Source organism: Serratia sp. CoH_122_TC_1 (assembly GCF_058191755.1).
This window is the reverse complement of record NZ_JBXWLA010000014.1, coordinates 50327-70429: the sequence shown is the minus strand read 5'-3', so window position 1 is coordinate 70429 and position 20103 is coordinate 50327. Positions and strand designations below refer to the sequence as shown.

Annotated in this window: 17 protein-coding genes, 1 tRNA gene and 1 pseudogene; 14 read left to right on the top strand and 5 right to left on the bottom strand. The window is 49.3% G+C overall.

What is annotated here, in order from left to right; translation table 11 throughout:
- The first annotated feature begins 284 nt into the window (after positions 1–284).
- The 8 genes from AC2FC2_RS18075 to AC2FC2_RS18040 all read left to right on the top strand — a co-directional run bounded on the left by AC2FC2_RS18075 (position 285) and on the right by AC2FC2_RS18040 (position 7352).
- Positions 285–1640, top strand: a complete 1356-nt coding sequence (locus tag AC2FC2_RS18075) for an MFS transporter (protein WP_490659666.1) — start codon at positions 285–287, stop codon at positions 1638–1640.
- Positions 1641–1667: 27 nt separating this feature from the next.
- Positions 1668–2069, top strand: coding sequence for a hypothetical protein (locus AC2FC2_RS18070; RefSeq protein ID WP_490659665.1), 402 nt, complete (start codon positions 1668–1670; stop codon positions 2067–2069).
- Positions 2070–2123: 54 nt separating this feature from the next.
- Positions 2124–3203 (top strand): ABC transporter substrate-binding protein, encoded by a 1080-nt coding sequence (locus AC2FC2_RS18065; protein WP_490659664.1) that lies wholly within the window; start codon positions 2124–2126, stop codon positions 3201–3203.
- Positions 3204–3266: 63 nt separating this feature from the next.
- Positions 3267–4277, top strand: a complete 1011-nt coding sequence (locus AC2FC2_RS18060) for a FecCD family ABC transporter permease (protein WP_209635955.1) — start codon at positions 3267–3269, stop codon at positions 4275–4277.
- Positions 4264–5031 (top strand): ABC transporter ATP-binding protein, encoded by a 768-nt coding sequence (locus AC2FC2_RS18055; protein ID WP_490308844.1) that lies wholly within the window; start codon positions 4264–4266, stop codon positions 5029–5031. Before AC2FC2_RS18060 ends, AC2FC2_RS18055 begins: the two co-directional genes overlap by 14 nt.
- 115 nt (positions 5032–5146) lie before the next feature.
- Entirely contained in the window at positions 5147–6022 is an 876-nt protein-coding gene (gene hchA, locus AC2FC2_RS18050) for a glyoxalase III HchA (protein ID WP_490659663.1), read from the top strand.
- A complete protein-coding gene (locus tag AC2FC2_RS18045; protein WP_490659662.1) occupies positions 6019–6738 on the top strand; it encodes a PA1136 family autoinducer-binding transcriptional regulator in 720 nt (239 codons plus the stop codon). Before hchA ends, AC2FC2_RS18045 begins: the two co-directional genes overlap by 4 nt.
- Positions 6739–6905: 167 nt before the next feature.
- Complete coding sequence (locus AC2FC2_RS18040) at positions 6906–7352, top strand: universal stress protein (protein ID WP_265557180.1); 447 nt, start codon at positions 6906–6908, stop codon at positions 7350–7352.
- A gap of 221 nt (positions 7353–7573) precedes the next feature.
- Here the strand turns inward: AC2FC2_RS18040 and AC2FC2_RS18035 are convergent, their stop codons facing one another.
- Both AC2FC2_RS18035 and yfjW read right to left on the bottom strand, forming a co-directional pair.
- Positions 7574–8053 (bottom strand): hypothetical protein, encoded by a 480-nt coding sequence (locus tag AC2FC2_RS18035; RefSeq protein ID WP_490659661.1) that lies wholly within the window; start codon positions 8051–8053, stop codon positions 7574–7576.
- A 661-nt stretch (positions 8054–8714) separates the two neighbouring features.
- Complete coding sequence (gene yfjW / locus AC2FC2_RS18030) at positions 8715–10418, bottom strand: protein YfjW (protein ID WP_265716957.1); 1704 nt, start codon at positions 10416–10418, stop codon at positions 8715–8717.
- A 135-nt stretch (positions 10419–10553) separates the two neighbouring features.
- Between yfjW and AC2FC2_RS18025 the strand changes: the two are divergent.
- Positions 10554–11321: pseudogene (locus AC2FC2_RS18025) on the top strand (ArsB/NhaD family transporter); the annotation flags it as partial.
- Positions 11322–11426: 105 nt separating this feature from the next.
- Positions 11427–11792, top strand: coding sequence for an ArsC/Spx/MgsR family protein (locus tag AC2FC2_RS18020; protein ID WP_265554165.1), 366 nt, complete (start codon positions 11427–11429; stop codon positions 11790–11792).
- Between the two features lie 127 nt (positions 11793–11919).
- Here the strand turns inward: AC2FC2_RS18020 and AC2FC2_RS18015 are convergent.
- From AC2FC2_RS18015 to dpiA, 3 genes are all read right to left on the bottom strand, one after another.
- A tRNA-Asn gene (locus AC2FC2_RS18015) sits at positions 11920–11995 on the bottom strand.
- A gap of 119 nt (positions 11996–12114) precedes the next feature.
- Positions 12115–15198, bottom strand: coding sequence for a beta-galactosidase (locus tag AC2FC2_RS18010; RefSeq protein WP_490659660.1), 3084 nt, complete (start codon positions 15196–15198; stop codon positions 12115–12117).
- A gap of 113 nt (positions 15199–15311) precedes the next feature.
- Positions 15312–15998, bottom strand: a complete 687-nt coding sequence (gene dpiA, locus AC2FC2_RS18005; RefSeq protein ID WP_209635947.1) for a two-component response regulator DpiA — start codon at positions 15996–15998, stop codon at positions 15312–15314.
- A 313-nt stretch (positions 15999–16311) separates the two neighbouring features.
- Between dpiA and citC the strand changes: the two genes are divergently transcribed.
- The 4 genes from citC to citF are packed head-to-tail and all read left to right on the top strand — an operon-like array spanning position 16312 to position 20099.
- On the top strand, positions 16312–17385 hold the full coding sequence (citC, locus tag AC2FC2_RS18000) for a [citrate (pro-3S)-lyase] ligase (RefSeq protein WP_209635946.1): 1074 nt from the start codon (positions 16312–16314) through the stop codon (positions 17383–17385).
- Entirely contained in the window at positions 17382–17690 is a 309-nt protein-coding gene (citD, locus tag AC2FC2_RS17995; protein WP_209635944.1) for a citrate lyase acyl carrier protein, read from the top strand. Before citC ends, citD begins: the two co-directional genes overlap by 4 nt.
- On the top strand, positions 17674–18594 hold the full coding sequence (locus AC2FC2_RS17990) for an aldolase/citrate lyase family protein (RefSeq protein WP_490659659.1): 921 nt from the start codon (positions 17674–17676) through the stop codon (positions 18592–18594). Before citD ends, AC2FC2_RS17990 begins: the two co-directional genes overlap by 17 nt.
- On the top strand, positions 18594–20099 hold the full coding sequence (gene citF, locus AC2FC2_RS17985; RefSeq protein ID WP_490659658.1) for a citrate lyase subunit alpha: 1506 nt from the start codon (positions 18594–18596) through the stop codon (positions 20097–20099). The genes AC2FC2_RS17990 and citF overlap by 1 nt, the downstream gene beginning before the upstream one ends.
- Positions 20100–20103 lie beyond the last annotated feature (4 nt).

The following is a 20103-nucleotide window of genomic DNA, read 5'->3' as shown; positions in this document are numbered from 1 at the left end:
GCTCGACTTATCGACTGTTAGCACCCGTTAATTTCTATTTCATTTCATGAATTTCCCTAGTCTTATAATCCGTATTTTTCTGTTTAATTGGTGTTGTTATCTGTGTTTTTTATGTTTTTAAATTGTTAATTTCAAATTTGAAACATTATGCAATCAATTATTTCAAATGATAATTTTTATCATTTGAAAATGTTATGTTATAACGTATAAATCAAGGGTGATCCTCAGCAAGGAGCAACGATTGTCTTTGGCATAAATGCAGTTTCTCTTCCAGGGGAGGTAAAATGAATATAAAACCCTATAAAAAAGACAAATTGAATGTTGTGGCTGTGCTTGCCGTATCCCTGAGCACCGTCATCGCCATGCTCGATAGCACTATCGCAAATGTGGCGCTCCCTATCATCGCAAAAGATTTTGCCGTGTCGGAAGCGGCTTCAATATTGATCATCAATGCATATCAATTTGCGGTTATTGCTTCTCTATTGCCATTTGCCGCATTGGGGAGAACTATTGGTAATAAAAACATCTTCATGGCCGGCGTAATTCTATTTGCATGCTCTTCTATGGGATGCGCGTTGTCAGAAACGCTAGATACGTTGACGCTATTCAGAGTTGTGCAAGGCTTTGGCGCAGCGGCTATTCTCAGCGTCAATGCGGCACTGATTAAGGAGATCTATCCGGACAAATTATTGGGCCGGGGGCTGGGGATAAACGTCATGGTAGTTTCCGTATCCGCAGCGGCAGGGCCATCGATCGCCTCAACAATATTGTCTCTGGCCAATTGGAACTGGTTATTCACTATTAATGTTCCTATTGCTTGCCTTTCACTGTTGCTGAGTGTTATCTCCTTAGCCCCTAAGCCCCAGCGCAATGTAAAGTTTGATACAGGAGGCGCTCTTTTAGTTTTCGCGCTGTTTATTTTTTTCTCGTCATTTACGTTGAGCATGACGAAGAGTTCTTTCTTGTCGGCAGCAGCTAGCTTTGTAGTTTTCGTTGCATTGGCAGTACTGCTTTACCTGAATCAACGGCGGAAACAAGCTGCGGCGATGATTCCAGTGACGATATTTCGTAACGCTACGCTGACGCTGTCACTATTGATGTCGATGTTTTCTTACAGCACACAGTTGCTGGCCTACGTGTCGCTGCCTTTTTATTTTCATAGCATATTGCAAAGAAACGTAGTGGAAATCGGTTTACTGCTGACTGCATGGCCATTAGCGACTATGGTGACATCCTTGATTTCTGGCGATCTTATCAAAAAATATGATCCCAATATTATTGCAGTAGCAGGACTATTTTTCTTGCTTATGGGCATGGTGTTGATGGTTTATCTGCCAGATGTTCCTTCAAATACGGCGATCGTTTGGCGTGTAGCGATTTGCGGCATCGGTTTCGGGTTGTTTCAGTCACCCAATAATTTCTTGATCATGACGGCGGTATCACACGAGAACAGCGGTATTGCCAGTGGATTATTGGGCAGTTCGCGGTTAGTGGGGCAAATCGTCGGTTCCGCCATGGTAGCAATATTCTTTAATTTTTATGGCTGTCAGGCAACGAGCATAAGTTTGGTTTCGGGCGCTGTTTTTTCATTTCTTTCCCTAATGGTTAGCTATATGCGTTTTAAATCAATACGCTCTTAATCATGCATAAATAAGTTAGAGGTTTCAATGAAATTGGCAAATTTGGCTCCATTTATCCTCGGATTGGTGATGATGTCGCTTTGCGGTTGTACCACATACAACCCAGTAGCCTTACAGCAAAAGGCTATTGGACAAGAGGGGGATTATTACCATCTTCAGCCACAGGTCTATATTGGTGACCACCTGAAGTATGGATTAAAGGATGGCAGTGGTGGCGAGATGAACGTGGCGAAAATTGAACCCCATGCCATTATTGCCGATACGGGGGAAATAATACCTTTTACACAGATTTCTTTCCTTGAACGGCAGGATATTTCTAAAGGCAAGACGGCTGCGCTGGTTGGCGGTGGGGCTGTCGCCACAACCGCAATTGTTATTGTGGCCGGATTAACCATTCTGGCAGCGGGCATCACTGCTTCGGTAGCCTAATGACGCTGAAGAGGCTAAAACAAAAAATTGTATCAATGAGACAATGCGAGGGGAATGATGATCAGTAAAATAAAACTACTTGCTACCATCTTGTTGGCGGCATTTTCATTACCGACGACTAGCAGCGCCAACGGAGATATTACGACAAAAATTGCCGGAAAAGACACTGAAGTATTGCATCCGGTTTCTGATAAATATAACCGTATTGTTATCACCGGCAATTGTCCATTTGGTGTGATATTGGCTAATGATTCAGCCTATAAACATGTCATCGGCGTTGGCCCTTGGGCTTTTACGCATTCCGACATGAATGTACTGAAAGATATGAAACCGGATATCGGCAGGATCACCACAGACTTTATCAATAATGACTATACGGTCAATATGGAATCGTTGATGAGCCTTAAACCGGATATTATTTATTACTATGGTAAAAGTCAGGATGATCACTTGGAGCGGGCAGGGGTGCCCGTCATTAATCTCGACGCTGGCGGGAAAACCAAGTATGAACCGATGGTAACCCAGGTTTATTGGGAGAATAAGTTTGCGGAAACGCTTGGATTACCCCATACGCATAAATTCAAAAGCGCTTGGGAAAACATGTTGACAATGATCCAACCTTATGCTGCTGATATCAGGCAGCAACATGTCAAAGCATTGTATCTTGAAGAAAGCGATGGCAAACAGCTCAAGGTGAGTGGCCCTCACACCTATGGCGATACCTACCTAAAAATGGCAGGAATGGAGAATGTTGCTGGTAGTTTACAGGTCAGCGGTGATGCTGGGCGTTACATAAATGTCTCGATGGAGCAGATAATGCAATGGGATCCTGACGTGATTTTTGTTGTCTTCGGCAGTGCCAACGCTCTGTTGGAAGGTAAAATCCCAGGTCAGGACTGGAAAGATCTCCGAGCAGTAAAAAACGGCAAGGTTTACTCAACGCCGGTAGGGATACATAACTGGGGGGGACTCTCTGCAGAAACATCGCTGTTGCCATTATTTATGATCAGTAAATACAATCCAGAATATATTAGTGCTGAAAAGCTGAAGGATATAACACGAGATTATTATGAAAAGATGTTCTCTTACGCCATACCGGAACGTTTATTGAATGAGGTTTTGGCTCAGAGATAATTCGCGTAAATTATTTTATGGTGAAAAATATAATAATTAAACCTCTCTATGGAAGTAATGGTTATGCCTGATAGAAAAAAATATGCCGCCATAATGGCTGGGCTATCTGTGGTTTTATGCCTTGTTGCCGTCGCCTCATTATTTGTCGGTAGATACTCTTTGTCGGTTGACGAAATAATGCAGGTTTTATTACATGCGAAATTGTCTGCAAAGGATGAAGCCAACTACTCCGTTATTTTTAGTTTGCGTATGCCAAGAGTCATCGCGGTGATGATGGTCGGTGGGGGATTATCGGTTGCTGGTGCCACTTTTCAAGCCGTGTTGAAAAATTCACTGGCTAGCCCGGATGTGCTGGGAACCTCCTCGGCCTCTGCTTTTGGCGCAGCTCTTGGCATACTGTTTAGTTTTCCTTTTGCGTTGAGTTCGTTATGTTCATTATTTTTTGGCATATTGAGTCTAGTGCTTGTGTTTGGTATCTGCCATTTAAAAAAACGGCAGGATGAACTTACCACTATTCTGTCAGGAATTATCATCGCTTCGGTATTCGTGTCTTTTATATCAATAATTAAGTATGTGGCCGATCCACAGGATACATTGCCGGCCATCGTTTTTTGGCTGATGGGCAGTTTTGCGTCAGTGCTTAAAGAGCAAGTTTACTGGCTTATTCCACTGTATGCGATCAGTTATTTTGCAATCTATACGTTAAGGTGGAAAATGAATATTATCTCGTTGGGGGATGATGAAGCAAAAATCGCGGGTCTTAATCCGCAGCGGATAAAAGTAGCATTACTTTTTTTATCCGCAGTATTGGTCTCTGCTTCAGTCACTATTGCTGGTGTTGTCGGTTGGGTTGGGCTGGTTATCCCTCATCTGATTCGAAGCGTGCTCGGTTGTAACCACGGTAGGCTGATTCCTGCTTCGGCGCTTGGTGGGGCATTATTTCTGTTGATTATTGATAATATTGCCAGGAGCGCCACTTATGCGGAGATCCCTATCGGAATTTTGACCGCGCTCATTGGGGCTCCGTTATTTGCACTGCTTTTCATTATGAGTCGTAGATATGATAACAGTTGAACAATTGTCCTTTGGTTTTAAAGGCTCAAGAAAAGTTATAAACAATATTAGCTTCCATCTTGAAAAAGGAGACATCCTTTGTGTGATGGGGCCAAATGGCGCAGGGAAAACGACACTGTTGAAAAGTCTATCGGGTATCTATCAACCGGTATCCGGTGCCTGCGTGATTGAGGATATTGATAACAGAAAAGCACGGCTCGCTTACGTTCCTCAGGCGAAGAAATTACATTTCTCTTACAGCGTTCTCGATTTTGTTTCTTTTGGTTGCTCACAGCGAAAAGGTTTTTTTTCGAAACCAGGTAAAGAGGATTTTGATAGATCCTCAGAAATTTTGAATAGGCTTGATGTTGGTAGGCTCAGAGGGAAATGTATTAATCAGATCAGCGGCGGTGAGTTGCAAATGTGCTATTTTGCTAAAGCGTTAGTTGCGGAACCTGATGTGATTGTTCTTGATGAGCCAGAATCTAATTTGGATTTTCAAAACCAAGCGAAAGTTATTGATATGCTGTGGGCGTTATCAAGAGAGAGAAAGGTAACTGTAATTTTTAACACGCATTTTATCAACTACGCGGAGAGTATTTCTGATAAATGCTTATTAATGGATAAAGAACACTATATATTTGGTGAAAAAAATGCTCTTCTTCAAGAGGAGTATCTGGAAGAATATTTCCAGGTGCCCGTAAGAAAATATCGTTATGAGGGCGAAGGAGGGCCTGATGAAGCGTTTGTCATCAGGCCACATAAGTTGAACTGACATGTGATATCAAGGTCGAAAAGTTTTATTAAGGGATATCCCTCATTGCGGTTCGGGTTTCTCTTAATTAAGCTGAAACAGCAGCACAAATCGTAACCCAAATAAGGAGATAATCATGACTGATTTACCCTCTGCGGATCGTAATCCAACCCCTGATATCGCGGAAGAAAATGCTTTCTTCCCATCACCTTACTCACTGTCGCAGTACACGTCGTCAAAAACTGATTTTGACGGTGCCAGCTACCCCAACGCGTATCGGGGGGGAAAATGGAAGGTATTGATGATCGCCTCGCAGGAGCGTTATTTGATGATGCAAAACGGCAAATTCTTTTCTACCGGCAACCATCCGGTCGAAATGTTGTTGCCGATGTACCACATGGATCTTGCCGGTTTTGAGATAGATATCGCCACGCCGTCGGGCGATCCGGTCAAACTGGAAATGTGGGCCTTCCCTGGTGAAGATGAAGCGGTCAAAGCCACATATGAAAAATACCGTAGCCAGCTCAAGCAACCAAAAAAACTCTCTGATGTGGTGAAGGACTTGGACGCCGGCAATTATATTGCCGTCTTTATTCCGGGTGGTCACGGGGTGCTTAATGATATCCCCTTCAGTGAAGACGTTAAGAAAACCCTGTTCTGGGCGCACGACAATGATCGTTACGTTATTTCGCTTTGCCACGGCCCGGCCGGTTTACTGGCTGCTGGGCTTGGTGAGGGCAAAGACGATTTCTTGTACCGTGGGTACGAAATGTGCGTGTTTCCTGATGCGCTCGATACCGGCGCTAATATTGATATCGGCTATATCCCAGGCCCGATGCCTTGGCTGGTGGGCGAGCGATTGCGTGAATTGGGCGTTTCAATCCTTAATACCAATATCACCGGTATGGTGCATAAAGATCGGCGGCTGTTGACCGGTGACAGCCCACTGGCTTCCAACAATCTCGGCAAGCTGGCTGCACAGACGCTGTTGGCCGATGTCGCTGGGCGATGAGCGTGGACATTGCTCAAGAGGCCTTTCTCACTGCACTGGCTATTGAGCGTGCGGACACCCTCTCTGTCATTCAGGAGAGGGTTCGCGCCTTCGCAGCTCCGCAGGGTTTTGATCGCTTCGTGTTATTTTCTACTGCCGCCAGGGAAGATGAGGGGGTTGATCGCATCTACTGGGTCGAAGGCAATTGGTTCGGCGATGGCGAAGCGGTGGATGCCGTAACCTATCTTCGGCACTGTCCGGTAACCCGGCATATGCTGCAGGCAACAGAACCTTTTTTCTGGAGCAAGGCGCAGACGGAAAAGGGGAGCTGCTATCAGATTGTTCGCACGCCTCGCGGCCGAGGCGTTCATGGAGTGCAGATCCCGATATTCGGCCCGTCCGGGTTGGAAGGTGCGGTCAGTTTCGGCGGCGAGTGCATTGAAAGCTCTCCGCCAATTCGGTTGGCGATGCTAATCGTGGGCACGGCGGCTTTTGTCTCTGCGCGCAGGTTACTTGAGTTGCCAACAGAGGCCACGCTTGGCAAGTTGTCGGCGCGTGAGCGTGAAGTGTTGGCATGGACGGCTGCCGGGCGGCGCCAGGCCGACATCGCTGCCACGTTGGGGCTGTCGGAGCGAACGGTGGAAAACCACCTGCGCCGAATACGCCGGCGGCTCGGCGCAACCACGACCGCTCAGGCGATCGGTGTAGCGATCCGCAACGGTGAGATTGAAATGTGATGCCAGGCCAAAAAACCAGTTGGGTTTATCCCGGTGGATTTTTCTGAGCATTAAATACGCGTTTATACTTGTAAGGCGTAAGTGTATTAAGGATTGCCGGTTTTGACTGGCAGACATCTGGAGGGTAAAGACGCAACTGCCGGAGTGATGCTGTTGAGAGGTGATGTATGCACATTTACAAGCATGCGTTGTTGTTGATCCAAAATGAGACGGACGGTCAGCTCATGTTGGCGCATGCCGAACGTCTTGCGAAAGAAATGGGCACCTGTATCACGTTAGGGCATATCAGCGAAGATTATAGAGAGTTGGATTACACCAGCGATGCCTTAACCAAGGATCGTCAATCACATGAAGTGATTGAAGCTAAGGCGATGCTTAGCCGTCTGGCTGGGTCTGCCACTTTTGGCGTCAAGGTAAAGTCGATCGTCAGTATCCATAGATTCAAAGACGTTCAGGCAGTGATCGACAGTGAAGGGATAGATCTGGTTATGCTGGGTCATGAAAACCGCTTTTTGGGTGTTTACACCTCCTTTTCTTTCGAATTCATCAACCGTTTAACCGTTGATGTGCTGATTGTTCATGTTCCCCCCGAGCCAATAATTTCATCGCCTTGAGGGCGCGGGTGAGCAGGTGGGTCTTATCTGTATGTGAGGATAAGCGGCAGACAGAGTCACGCCGCACCAGGCTTTTGCCACCGTGTTTCAGATAGACTTAAAATAATGTCTGCTTTTTGCTCCTGGGTAACCTGATGCGTTTGTATGCAGAGAATGGGGTAAATACCCGGCGCGTAACGGTGTCGAGTATTTTTGCACCTAAAATGAAGGTTTAGCTATCTTCAAGGCTGGCTGTCCGTCAGCATGATGGAATAGTGAATCCCCTGTGGCAGATTGATTGAGAATGGCTTATTGAGTGTCAGTGGGATGATCTGTGGCGCAACCGGTATTGTCTTGACACTGTCACCTACTAGGCGGCCATTTACGTATCGCTCGAGATGATAGTAATTTATCTCACCACTGATCTCAGCCGTTCTGTTTCCTTTACCTGGAGACAAATCGATATACATCGTCGCTGCGGCAAATTTTCTGTCCAACTCAGAGGCGAATGCTTTTCCAGACAACGGACGGAGTGCGTACGTCATCAAATGACGGGTATTTTCTTTTTTCAGAAGGCTTTCTGCGGTTACGGTTACTGTGGTTGGCTCTGAAACTGGCGACTGCATTTCCGTTCTTAGGTACTGGGTTTTGTTTTCTGAGGGCACAGAACTACATCCCATCAGCACTAAACATAAAACAGCGACTCCTGTCATTCTGTTCAATTCAAATTTCCTTTTTCATTATCAATAAATGATGGTTGTGCTGTCAGTATCGGCAGGGTTCAGAAATAGTTGATACTGTTATGCCCTAAGGGTATGAAAAGGGAAAAATATCTTGCTCATGAGATAAATGTTGCTAGTCGCCACTGCGTTGGTAGTTATCATTTACGTTGGCTACTCTGCCCCTTAACGATTGATGACAAAGTGCAATTTCTGCTTTTAGCTTAGAGGAGACTACGAGTCGTTCAGCCGTCTGCTTGGTGCCAAAAGCGGAAGTTGGAGTGCCAGACGCCCTCTAAAAATAATGGTTCGTTTTGTAGGGACATTTACAGTAGCTATTCACCACTAAATGTTAGATACAAGAGAAGGGATGGGATAGACAGAACCTTTCAGTACGGAAGCCGGCTACGGCGCCATTTGCCTACGGTACTCTATTCAACAGCTGCTGGCGCCTCCATGCCGCTGACGCGGCATAATTCTGGCTTTTCAACCGCTCAGTTCTGGCAGTTAAACAACAGAAAATATAGGTATGGGTAACGACAAAAACGCCAGTTTAAAGCAGGTATGAGTGTCCGCTTCACGCTCAAGCCTGCTTTAAAAACAGGCTTAACGTAGGATATTTTAATAAATAGTCATAAAAAGGCTCCAATTGGAGCTAAATGCGTTACAAGAATAAATTTTCATTCACATCATTCTTAAAGTAAGAATGAATAAACTTTATAGAAATTGCTAGCAGACCCAAACCAAATATATACTTTAATATATCCATAATAGAAGAACCAAAAATTTCCAGCTTAGATTGCAAATAAGTTATTTTACGAAGGTTCATTATCTTGTTATCAACAAAAACAAGATCTGCCGTGCCATATATTTTAATTTTTTTGCTTTTATTAACTAGTCCATACAAACTCCCTTCAGAAATAATAATCTCCGATTCTGGCCTTAACGACAAATTTTTCCCGTTGATACTAAACTGGGAGATACCTGTTGCTCTCAGTGAAGATAATTTCCCATTGCTTATGTCATCATATATTTTATCAAGCTTCTGGTATATTTTTTTATAGAAAGCAAAATCAGTCTTGAGTAGTACGGAAGGGCTATTGTTGTAATTAATAATATCATCTGGTTTTAGGACGAGTAAAAAACCCGTTAAGTAATTTGCATTAATGCTATAAGTATTTTTCAAATCCGATATTTGCTGGTATTCACACTTCATCTTCTTATTTTTATCAAGACTAGATAGAGGTGCAACATGATTTTCAATTTTATATTTTTTATCATTTATTATTATATCGTATGTATAATCATGTAAAATACCATTCGTTGTTATTGGCATAAATGCGAAAGCAACCATCAATTGTGCATTGTTTGATTCAAATTTTATTTGAGAGTCAGTAACACTTGAGGCTAGCATAAATTCATCATCTTGCTTGCTCAAACTTAACCTTGATGCTGCTTTAGGCATCACATCCGCGGATTCACCTTGTATGAACCCCATCATTGGAAGTTTCTGTGTGATTTCTAGCTTTTTTACATTCAGAAAAGATTTTTTAGCATCAAGCGGTACATTGCGAAGTAAATCTGGAAGGGCATAACAACCGGAGACAATATAAATATCAGCACCACTTAAACCCTTTATATCATTATATATCAAACTGCCATTTTTAATTACATCCAGATACGTTGGCGTGTCTGTTTTTTTATCATTTAAAAACCCAAATGATTTCTCTTTATCTTTTACACCTACATAGGTGATGTCTGAACCTTCAGATATATCCATCTCAATCTCTACCGCCTGCCGGGCAAACAATAAATATATAATGGCGGTTATAAGTACGGCTATTATTATTGCGGAAATTAATGGGATCATTGCCGATAAAATCATTGGAATATGTTTTATCTTATTAAGATGGAAAAGGAGGGAATTTGATAAACACATAAACAGCGACAATAAAATCGCCCCAAAAAGATTATATAGTATATTTAACAAAATATTATTCATAGCTATATCGTCTAATGTGTGTATTAACACCACATCTGTTATTGTTAGTACGATCCATGTAATAGCTAACAATGTTAAATAACCTTTAATTCTATGCTGTATAAAAACAGATGCAATAAATACTGCAACAGCAGATATGAGGTACCATGCGCTTTCCAGTGAAAAATAAAATTGTTTTATGTAATCAAGTTTCATTGAGCATTCATAACAATTACCTTTTGTGAAGGCAGCGGTAAAATATTGAAATAGAACGCCACTACAAAGAAGAAAAAAAATCGAGGAAATATAGAAAAATGCCAAGATCGTAAAGTCAATTTTTTTGCTAAATATCTTTCTTACAATTTCTCTTTCTGATACAAAAGCCATAGCAAATCCATATATAAAGCCTTTAAGGTTGATTTTTAATCATACGCAACAAACCATCGACTTTCTAGCAACCAATTTCATTACTCGATACAGTGTTGATGGCTGAAGACTCTATCTACGACAAAGTTCCTGCCTAGAGCGCTGTTCACCTTGATAGTCTTGCTCGGTGCCGCTGTTGCTGCGTTGTTTGCCAATGACGGCGCCGCGCTGATCCTGACGCCGATTGTGATTGCGATGCTGCTCGCATTGGGGTTCAGCCAGGGCACGACACTGGCCTTTGTCATGGCTGCAGGATTTATTGCAGATACGGCCAGCCTGCCGCTCATTGTTTCTAACCTGGTGAATATCGTCTCGGCGGACTTCTTCTGTCAGGGCTTTGCGCAGTACGCCTCCGTTATGATCCCCGTAGATGCGGCAGCGATTGCGGCCACGCTGATCATGCTGCATCTCTTCTTCCGCAGGGATATTCCGGCAACGTATTAAGTTTCGCTGCTGAAGACGCCTACCAGTGCGATCAAGGATCCGGCAACCTTCAGGGCGGGCTGGATTGTCCTGTTATTGCTGCTTGTTGGTTTCTTTGTTCTGGAGCCGCTGGGAATCCTGATCAGTGCGATAGCGGCGGCTGGCGCAGCAGTGCTGTTTGTGGTGGCGAAAAGAGGTCATTCCATCAACACCGGAAAAGTCCTGCGCGGTGCGCCATGGCAGATCGTTATTTTCTCACTGGGCATGTACCTCGTGGTCTATGGCCTGCGCAATGCAGGGTTCACGGAGTACCTGTCTGGCGTGCTGAATCTGCTGGCAGACAAGGGGTTATGGGCAGCGATGTTCGGCACCGGCTTCTTGACGGCATTTCTCTCATCAGTGATGAACAATATGCCGACGGTGCTGTTTGTCACTCTGGCCGCGCTGGCGTGGCGGCTCTCTGTCACTTTGTAATGAGATACTAATATGAGCAACATTACCATCTATCACAACCCGGCCTGTGGCACCTCACGCAACACGCTGTAGATGATCCGTAACAACGGCAACGAACCGACGATAATTTATTATCTCGATATGCCACCGACCTGTGATGAGCTGATTAAACTTATTTCAGATATGGGAACTACGGTGCGTGTATTACTGCGTAAGAATGTTGAGTCTTATGAACACTTGGGTCTTGATGAAGAGAAATTTAGTGATGAGCAGTTGATTGATTTCATGCTTCAACATCCGATCCTGATTAATCGGCCGGTTGTCGTTACGCCGCTTGGCACTCGTCTTTGCCGCCCTTCAGAAATAGTGCTGGATATTCTACCGGAAGGCCAGAAAGGAGCGTTTACCAAAGAGGATGGCGAGAAGGTCATTGACGAATCGGGGAAGCGGGTTAATTAATCTGCCCACTTCAAAATATCGGACGCCTGTTTACGCTATGCGGGCGTCCGCTTCTCGCTCAAAGCTGCCATTCAAAAAAACAAAAGCAAAAAGCCCGCTTAGTTTTCTAAGCGGGCTTCTCTAAATTTGGCTCCTCTGACTGGACTCGAACCAGTGACATACGGATTAACAGTCCGCCGTTCTACCGACTGAACTACAGAGGAATCGTGTGAACGGCCGGAATCATAACGGGGTGTCGGCAGCATGTCAAAGGTGGATTACGCATTCTGTGACTGTTTGCTTACAGAATGCGCAACCCGTTGAGGTTTTAGCAGATTTAGCCCTATTCTGCGCGTTTTAGACGCAGTTGATAGTGGTAATGGCTGCGGTCAAGCAGGTAATCGGCATTGACACTCGGGCTCCAGGAATCGTCGCCGCCAACCCCCATATGAACGCCGTCCAGATTCAGCCAGGTACCGGCTTCCGGCTTTAGCAGGTGCTGGTGGCTGCACGCCATCAACTGGCGCAGGCCATAGCGGCTGAGAGAGAAGTGGAACAGCCCATCAATCTGCCAGTTGCCATACTGCAGGTTACGGGTGTCACAGCGCATGCCGTTTTCACCGGGGAAGATGTATGGCGTGTGCAGGTCTGCCAGCGGCAGTTGCCAACGGCCAAACTGCGCGGCGAGGCGACGATCCGGGTAGTTCTCATGTGGCCCAAGGCCCAACCATTGTGCCTGCGGGTGGATGTCTGCCAGTTGGCAATTCAGGCCAATACGTGCCGGTGGTGGCAGGCTGGCGGCGATATCGACGTCGACACTGACGCTGAGCACGCCTTGGCTGTCGAACAGCCACTGCTTGCGGCTGCATAACAGCGTTTGCCCATCAACCCCAAACCGATGTTCGCTCACCACGCGCACGCTGTCACTCAAGCGATCGGCCTGTAGCAGCGTGCAGTGCTCCTCCAGACGGTACATTCCCGCCAGCTTCCAACGTTCGACCCAGGCGTTGGGATCAATACGTTCGACTTCGCTGATGCCGATGTCATTATCCAGCGGTGCGCGGATAAAATTATCGCGCAGCGGGGTCAGCAATAGTGGGCTGCCGTGTTGCCACCACTGGGTTAAACAGCCGTTGTCGCGTGTAAACTGCCAGCGTTGGCTGCCATGGCTGATGTCGATCGTCTGGTCATTTTGGCTGAGCTGTGGGGCTACGCCGTTCGGTGCGACCGGTGGAATATGCAATGTGCGGGGGACCAACCATTGATCCCAGGCGCAGCGGTGGTTCGCTTCGGACCAGTCGGTAGCTTGCGGTTGCACCACTTCCACATTCAGCCACAGTTCACCGGGTTGATGAAGCATCGGCAAACGGTCGATCAGGTGAATGCTGGCGCTGCCCTGCGGGGGTAAGGAGAGATCAAGGCTGCCGCTGGCACGCTCTGTGCCATCCAGCTCCAGCCGCCAGTTCAGGCGTTCATTATCGGTATGGCGGAACAGATACTCGCTGCTGACGGTCAGCGTCAGCGTATTGGCGTCGAAGGTAAATTGGAAAAATTGCTGCGCCCGTTGCGCTTCAAACAGCGCAGGGTGTGGTGTGCGATCGGGGAATACCAGCCCATTAAGGCAGAATTGTCGATCGTTCGGCGTATCGCCAAAGTCGCCGCCGTAAGCCCAGTATTCCTCACCGTTTTCATCACGGCGAGTGAGCGCCTGATCGACCCAATCCCAAACGAAGCCCCCTTGTAAACGCGGATACTGACGGAACGCCTGCCAGTAGCGGTCAAAACCGCCGAAACTGTTGCCCATCGCATGGGCGTATTCACACAGGATCAAAGGACGGTGTTCATCCGGCAGGCCGATCCACTTCTTGATCGACCATTTGGGTACGGCAGGGAAAGGTTGATCCTGATCCACGCGGGCATACATTGGGCAGAGAATATCTGTTGCGGCACTGTTGGCTCCGCCACCTTCGTATTGTACCGGGCGGGTGGGATCCTGGCTTTTCACCCAGCGGTAGAGCGCGTCATGGTTGCTGCCGTGCCCAGACTCGTTGCCCAGCGACCAGATAATGATGCAAGGGTGGTTACGATCCCGCTGCACCATACGCGTTACACGTTCGCTCATTGCCGGTAGCCACAGCGGATCGTCAGACAACCGGTTCATTGGCTGCATGCCGTGGGTTTCAATATTGGCTTCGTCAACCACATACAACCCATAGCGGTCGCACAAGCGGTACCAAAGCGGGTGGTTCGGGTAGTGTGAACAACGCACCGCATTGAAATTGTGCTGTTTCATTAACAGAATGTCATGGCGCATCAATGCCTCATCCATGACCTGACCGTGCTGCGGATGATGTTCATGGCGATTGGTTCCGCGGATCAATAACGGCTGCCCGTTAAGTTTCAGCAGGCCATTGCTGATGTCTACCTGACGGAAGCCGACGTCGTAAGCTTCTACCTCGATGATTTCCCCTTCCGCCGACAGCAGAGCAAGCGTTGCACGGTACAGCGTGGGGCTTTCCGCGCTCCATAACGCCGGTTGTTCTACCGGCAAGCGCAGAGTGGTGCGATCGTCATAGGCACCCCGTTCGTCGATAATCTCGCTGCCGAACGCCTGGGTTTTCTCCCCCACGAGCTGGCCATTGCGCCATAGCTGCAACTGCACCCGGTGCTGCGTGGGTCGATTGACCTGTACTTCTGCCACCAGTTCGCCACGGCGAAAACTGTCGTAAAGCGGGGTGGTAATGCGAATATCGCTCAGATGCGTGGCCGGCTTATGCAGCAGGGTAACGTCGCGGAAAATCCCGCTCATGCGCCACATGTCCTGATCTTCCAAATAGCTACCGTCGCACCAGCGCAACACCATCACCGCTAGCCGGTTTTCGCCCGCCTGCAGCCAGGGGCTGAGGTCAAACTCGGCGGGCAGGCGGCTGTCTTGTGAATAACCAACCCAATGGCCGTTGCACCACAGATAAAACGCCGAGTTAACGCCGTCAAAAACTATGCGCGTTTGTCCTTCAGCCAACCAAGCGGGTTCAACCGTAAAGAGCCTGGAATAGCAGCCAGTCGGGTTCTGTTCCGGCACTAGCGGCGGATTAACCGGAATGGGATAACGCACGTTGGTATAGATTGGCGCGTCATAACCGGCAAGCTGCCAGTTGGATGGGACGTTAATCCGGTCAGCGTTGCTCAGATCCTGCCGCAGCCAGGCTTCGGGCACCGCCTGTGGGCGGGTGAAATAGCTAAAGTGCCAGGCGCCGTTCAGCGTTTTCTGGCTGTTGCTGGGGCTATCGTCACGCGCCGCGTTCAGATCGCGCCAGCTCGCAAAAGGCGGGTGCGCAGCCAGCCGTTGATAATGGGTGCAGGCCGGATTTTGCCAGTCACGGCGGGCAATAAGGTCTTTCAGGGAAGGCGGGGGCAGTGCACTCATCGGCGATCGTCCTGTCGGCGGTTTAGAGGGACATCATGCCAAATAAGATGCTGAGGAGTACCAAAAAAGTAAAGCGGTTACATTCAAGCTTGCAGGGCCGATCAAATAACCGCTTATTCAGGGGGCGGCAAACGGTAAATCCGCTGTGGGCGGCCCACCTTGCCGTAAATGATTTCTGCGCGTAGCTGCTGTCTGGCGGTGCAAAACTCCAGATAGCGGCGTGCAGTTGTGCGGCTTAACCCCATTTTTTGCGCAACGCTTTCAGCCGTGTGGCTCTCCGAAGGCGTCTCAAACAAGGCGCGGATTTTAACCAGCGTCAACTCATCGATGCCCGCCGGCAATGCCGTCTGAGGCTCACCACGGGCATAGGTATTGAACATCTGATCGATACGACGTTGATTAAGGCGTGCCTTATCCTTCAGCGCCTGATGCCGCTGGCTAAAGCGTACCAGCGTGTGGGTCAGACGATCATAGGCCAGCGGTTTGATCAGGTAGTCAAACACCCCATGGCGTAATGCTTCGGCGACGGTGTCCATATCGCTGGCGGCGGTGATAAATACGATACCGCCGGTATACCCGTTCAGCGTCAGTTCGCGCAGTAGCTCAATACCCTGGCCATCAGGCAGGAAATTATCCAGCAGGATCAGATCCGGTTTGAAGCGGTCGGTCATCATGCGGGCCTGCGCCAGGGTGCCGGCCAGCCAGATTTGCCGGCAACCGCCGTTCTGCCGGATAAATTCTGCATGCATCTCCGCCAACGGCGTTTCATCTTCAACGATCAGTATGTTCAACCATTCCATAGTCAACCTACGATTGAAATAAATATGCTAAGTAAATGTAAGTGAATTGCACCATCAAATAAAGATTTTCTCAGTAATAAACACCATAAAAATAATTAAGTAAATAAAGAACATTAAATAACTTATTAACCGGAAGGTGTTTGTGAAATAGGTCAATAATTCGCTATTTTTTTCTGTTTACCATTGTTTTATTAAATGCTTCTTATGATTTTATCTTCATGGTTTTTAAGGTTTTAATTGCCTTTAAAAATGTTAATTCACATTATTTTTTGTATTTTTTTTGTTATTTAATAGTTAACCCAGAGAGCGTGTTATGTTGGGCGACACCGTATTTAATCGAGTCAAAAGGTCAGATCACAAAAGTATCGCGCAGATTAATGCTTTCCTGCGCAGTAACGATCTGAATATTGACACCACGGTTGAAATATTTATTACCGTTACGCAAAACGATAAGTTGGTCGCCTGCGGCGGCATTGCAGACAATATTATCAAATGCGTCGCCATCAGCCCGCAAATGCGCGGTGAAGGGCTGGGGCTGACGCTGGCAACCGAGCTGGTGAATCTGGCGTATGAACGCCATCACACCCAACTGTTTATCTACACCAAAATACAAAATGAGCCGCTGTTCCGCCAGTGTGGTTTCTACCCGATTGCCCAGGTGCCGGGCATCGTGGTGTTGATGGAAAATAGCCCGTGCCGTTTAAAACGCTATGCAGCACAGTTGGCAGAGCAGCGTCGGCCGGGCAATACCCTTGGCAGCATCGTAATGAACGCCAACCCCTTTACGCGTGGGCATCAATATTTGGTGCGCAAGGCGGCAGAAAAGTGCGACTGGCTGCACCTGTTTTTAGTGAAGGAAGACACCTCACGTTTCAGCTACGAAGACAGACGGCGGTTGGTGTTGGCGGGCACGGCGGACATTCCCAATCTGACCGTGCATGAAGGCTCCCAGTACGTCATTTCACGTGCCACATTCCCCTGTTACTTCATTAAAGATCAGGGCATTGCCGACGACTGCTACACCGAAATCGATCTGAAGATCTTTCGTCAGTATCTGGCACCCGCGCTGGGTATCACCCACCGTTTTGTCGGCAACGAACCCTTCTGCGCCGTCACCGCAAAATACAACCGCGATATGCGCTACTGGCTTGAAACCCCAGCCTTGCCCAGCCCGCCTATCACGCTGGTAGAAATTGAGCGTTTGCAATATCAGGGCGTGGCGATCTCCGCCTCTTGGGTCCGCAAACTGCTGGCCGCGGGCGACTTTCACGCTGCCGCGCCGCTGGTTCCGCCAGACACCCTTTACTACCTGCAAGATTTGCAAACGCAGCGCCGGGCCAAACCGGCGGCAAAACCCTTTGAATCCGCACAATCAGGTGAAAGATGAAAATTATCCGAGAAGCAATGGCCGGCACGCTGGAATCCAGTGATGTCATGGTACGCATCGCGCCCGCAGAGGGGCCGGAACACGATCTGCTGATCGCCAGCAGCGTGGAAAAACAGTTCGGTGAAGCCATTCGACAAACGCTGCTGGAGGTGTTGCAGCACTACCAGGTGGAGCCGGTGCAGGTAATGGTTGACGACAAAGGCGCACTGGACTGCGTGCTGCGGGCCCGGCTGGAAACCGCGCTGATGCGCGCCAGTGACAATGGTCAATTGCCGTGGGGGGTGCGCAATGAAAACGCTGAATAAACACCGCGTGCGCCGCAGCATGCTGTTCGTGCCCGGCGCCAATGCGGCGATGGTAAGCAACGCCTTTATCTATCAGGCCGACGCGCTGATGTTTGATCTGGAAGACTCGGTGATTCTGCGCGAAAAGGACGCGGCACGGCGGCTGGTGTATCACGCGTTGCAACACCCGCTGTATCAGGAAGTGGAAACCATAGTGCGCGTTAATGCACTGGATTCTGCCTATGGGCTGGCGGATTTACAGGCGGTGGTGCGCGGCGGGGCGGACATCGTGCGCCTGCCGAAAACGGACAGTGCACAAGACGTGGTGGACATGGACCGTGAAATTGCGGCTATCGAGGCCGATTGCGGCCGCCCGATGGGCAGTACCGGTCTGCTGGCGGCGATTGAATCGGCGGCGGGTATCACTCAGGCGGTGGCCATTGCCCATGCTTCGCCACGCCTGATAGGCATCGCGCTGGGGGCGGAAGACTACGTGCGTAATTTGCGTACCGAACGTTCGCCAGAGGGTATTGAACTGCTGTTTGCGCGCTGCTCGCTGCTGCAGGCGGCACGGGCTGCCGGTATTCAGGCCTTCGACACCGTGTATTCCGACGCCAATAACGAGGCGGGTTTCTTGCAGGAAGCGGCGTTGATCAAACAGCTTGGCTTCGACGGCAAATCTCTGATTAACCCTCGGCAGATTGAACTGCTGCACAACCTGTATGCGCCTACGGCCAAAGAAGTGGCCCATGCCCAGCGGGTGGTGGATGCCGCCGCAGCGGCAGAACAAGAAGGGCGCGGGGTGGTGTCGCTCAACGGCAAAATGGTCGACAGCCCGGTGATTGGACGTGCGCGGCTGGTGTTGCAGCGCGCAGCGCTTTCCGGCATTCGCGAAGCGTCGGCTCAGCACGGAGAGGAAGCATAATGAAACGTCAACAACGACTGATGACTCTGAATAACCTGGCGGATCTTCGCTGCTATCAGGATGTCTCCAAGGCCAACCAACAGGCGCGCAAGCCGCGTGATATCAAACGCTGCGACACGCTGGAACAGGCGGTGCGCCGCAGCGGTTTGCAGGACGGCATGACCATTTCTTTCCACCATGCGTTTCGCGGCGGCGATCTGGCGTTGAATCAGGTCATGGAAACGCTGGCGGCGATGGGCTTTCGTAACCTGACGCTGGCCTCCAGCTCGCTGAGCGAATGCCATGCGCCGCTGGTGGGTCATATCCGTAATGGCGTGGTGAACCGTATTTACACCTCCGGCCTGCGCGGTCCGCTGGCGGATGCCATTTCACGCGGCCTGCTGGCCGAGCCGGTGCAAATCCACTCTCACGGTGGCCGGGTAAACCTGATCGAATCCGGTGAGTTAACGATAGATGTCGCTTTCCTCGGCGTGCCGGCGTGCGATGAATTCGGCAATGCCAATGGCTACAGCGGCGAAGCCTGCTGCGGCTCGCTGGGCTACGCCAAAGTGGATGCCGACGCTGGGGGCACCGTAGTGCTACTCACTGAAAAAATCGTGCCATACCCGCATCATCCGGCCAGCCTGGCGCAGGATCGGGTTGATCTGATCGTGCAACTCGAGCGAGTGGGCGATGCCGACAAGATTGGTGCTGACGCGACGCGGATGACCTCCAACCCGCGTGAATTGCTGATTGCCCGCCGTGCCGCTGAGGTCATCGCCGGCTCCGGCTACTTTACGGAAGGGTTCTCGCTGCAAACGGGTACCGGCGGTGCCTCATTGGCGGTGACGCGTTTTCTGGAAGACAAAATGCGCGCACGCGGCGTGCGGGCGGGTTTTGCGCTCGGTGGCATCACGTCGACCATGGTGGATTTGCATGAAAAAGGGCTGATCGCCAAATTGCTGGACGTGCAGAGCTTTGACCGCGCGGCGGCGATGTCGTTAGCGCGTAACCCGAATCATATCGAAATCAGCGCCAACCAATACGCCAATTTCAGCTCGAAGGGGGCCTCGGTCGATCGGCTTGACGTGGTGGTGCTGAGCGCATTGGAAATCGACACTGGCTTTAACGTCAACGTGCTGACGGGCTCCGACGGCGTGCTGCGTGGCGCCTCCGGCGGTCACTGCGACACCGCCGCGGCTGCTCGGCTGGCAATCATCGTGGCGCCGCTGGTACGTGGCCGCATCCCAACGCTGGTAGAGCAGGTGACCACCTGTGTGACGCCGGGTTCCAGCATTGACATTTTGGTTACCGATCACGGTATTGCCGTTAACCCGGCGCGACCGGAGCTGGCACAGCGGCTGCAAGAGGCCGGGCTGCCGGTGGTTGGCATCGACTGGCTGCGGCAGCGCGCGCTGTTGCTGACCGGTGAGCCGCAGCCGATCACCTTTACCGACAAGGTGGTGGCCGTGGTGCGCTACCGCGACGGTTCGGTGATCGACGTGGTGCATCAGGTGGCGGAGTAACCCT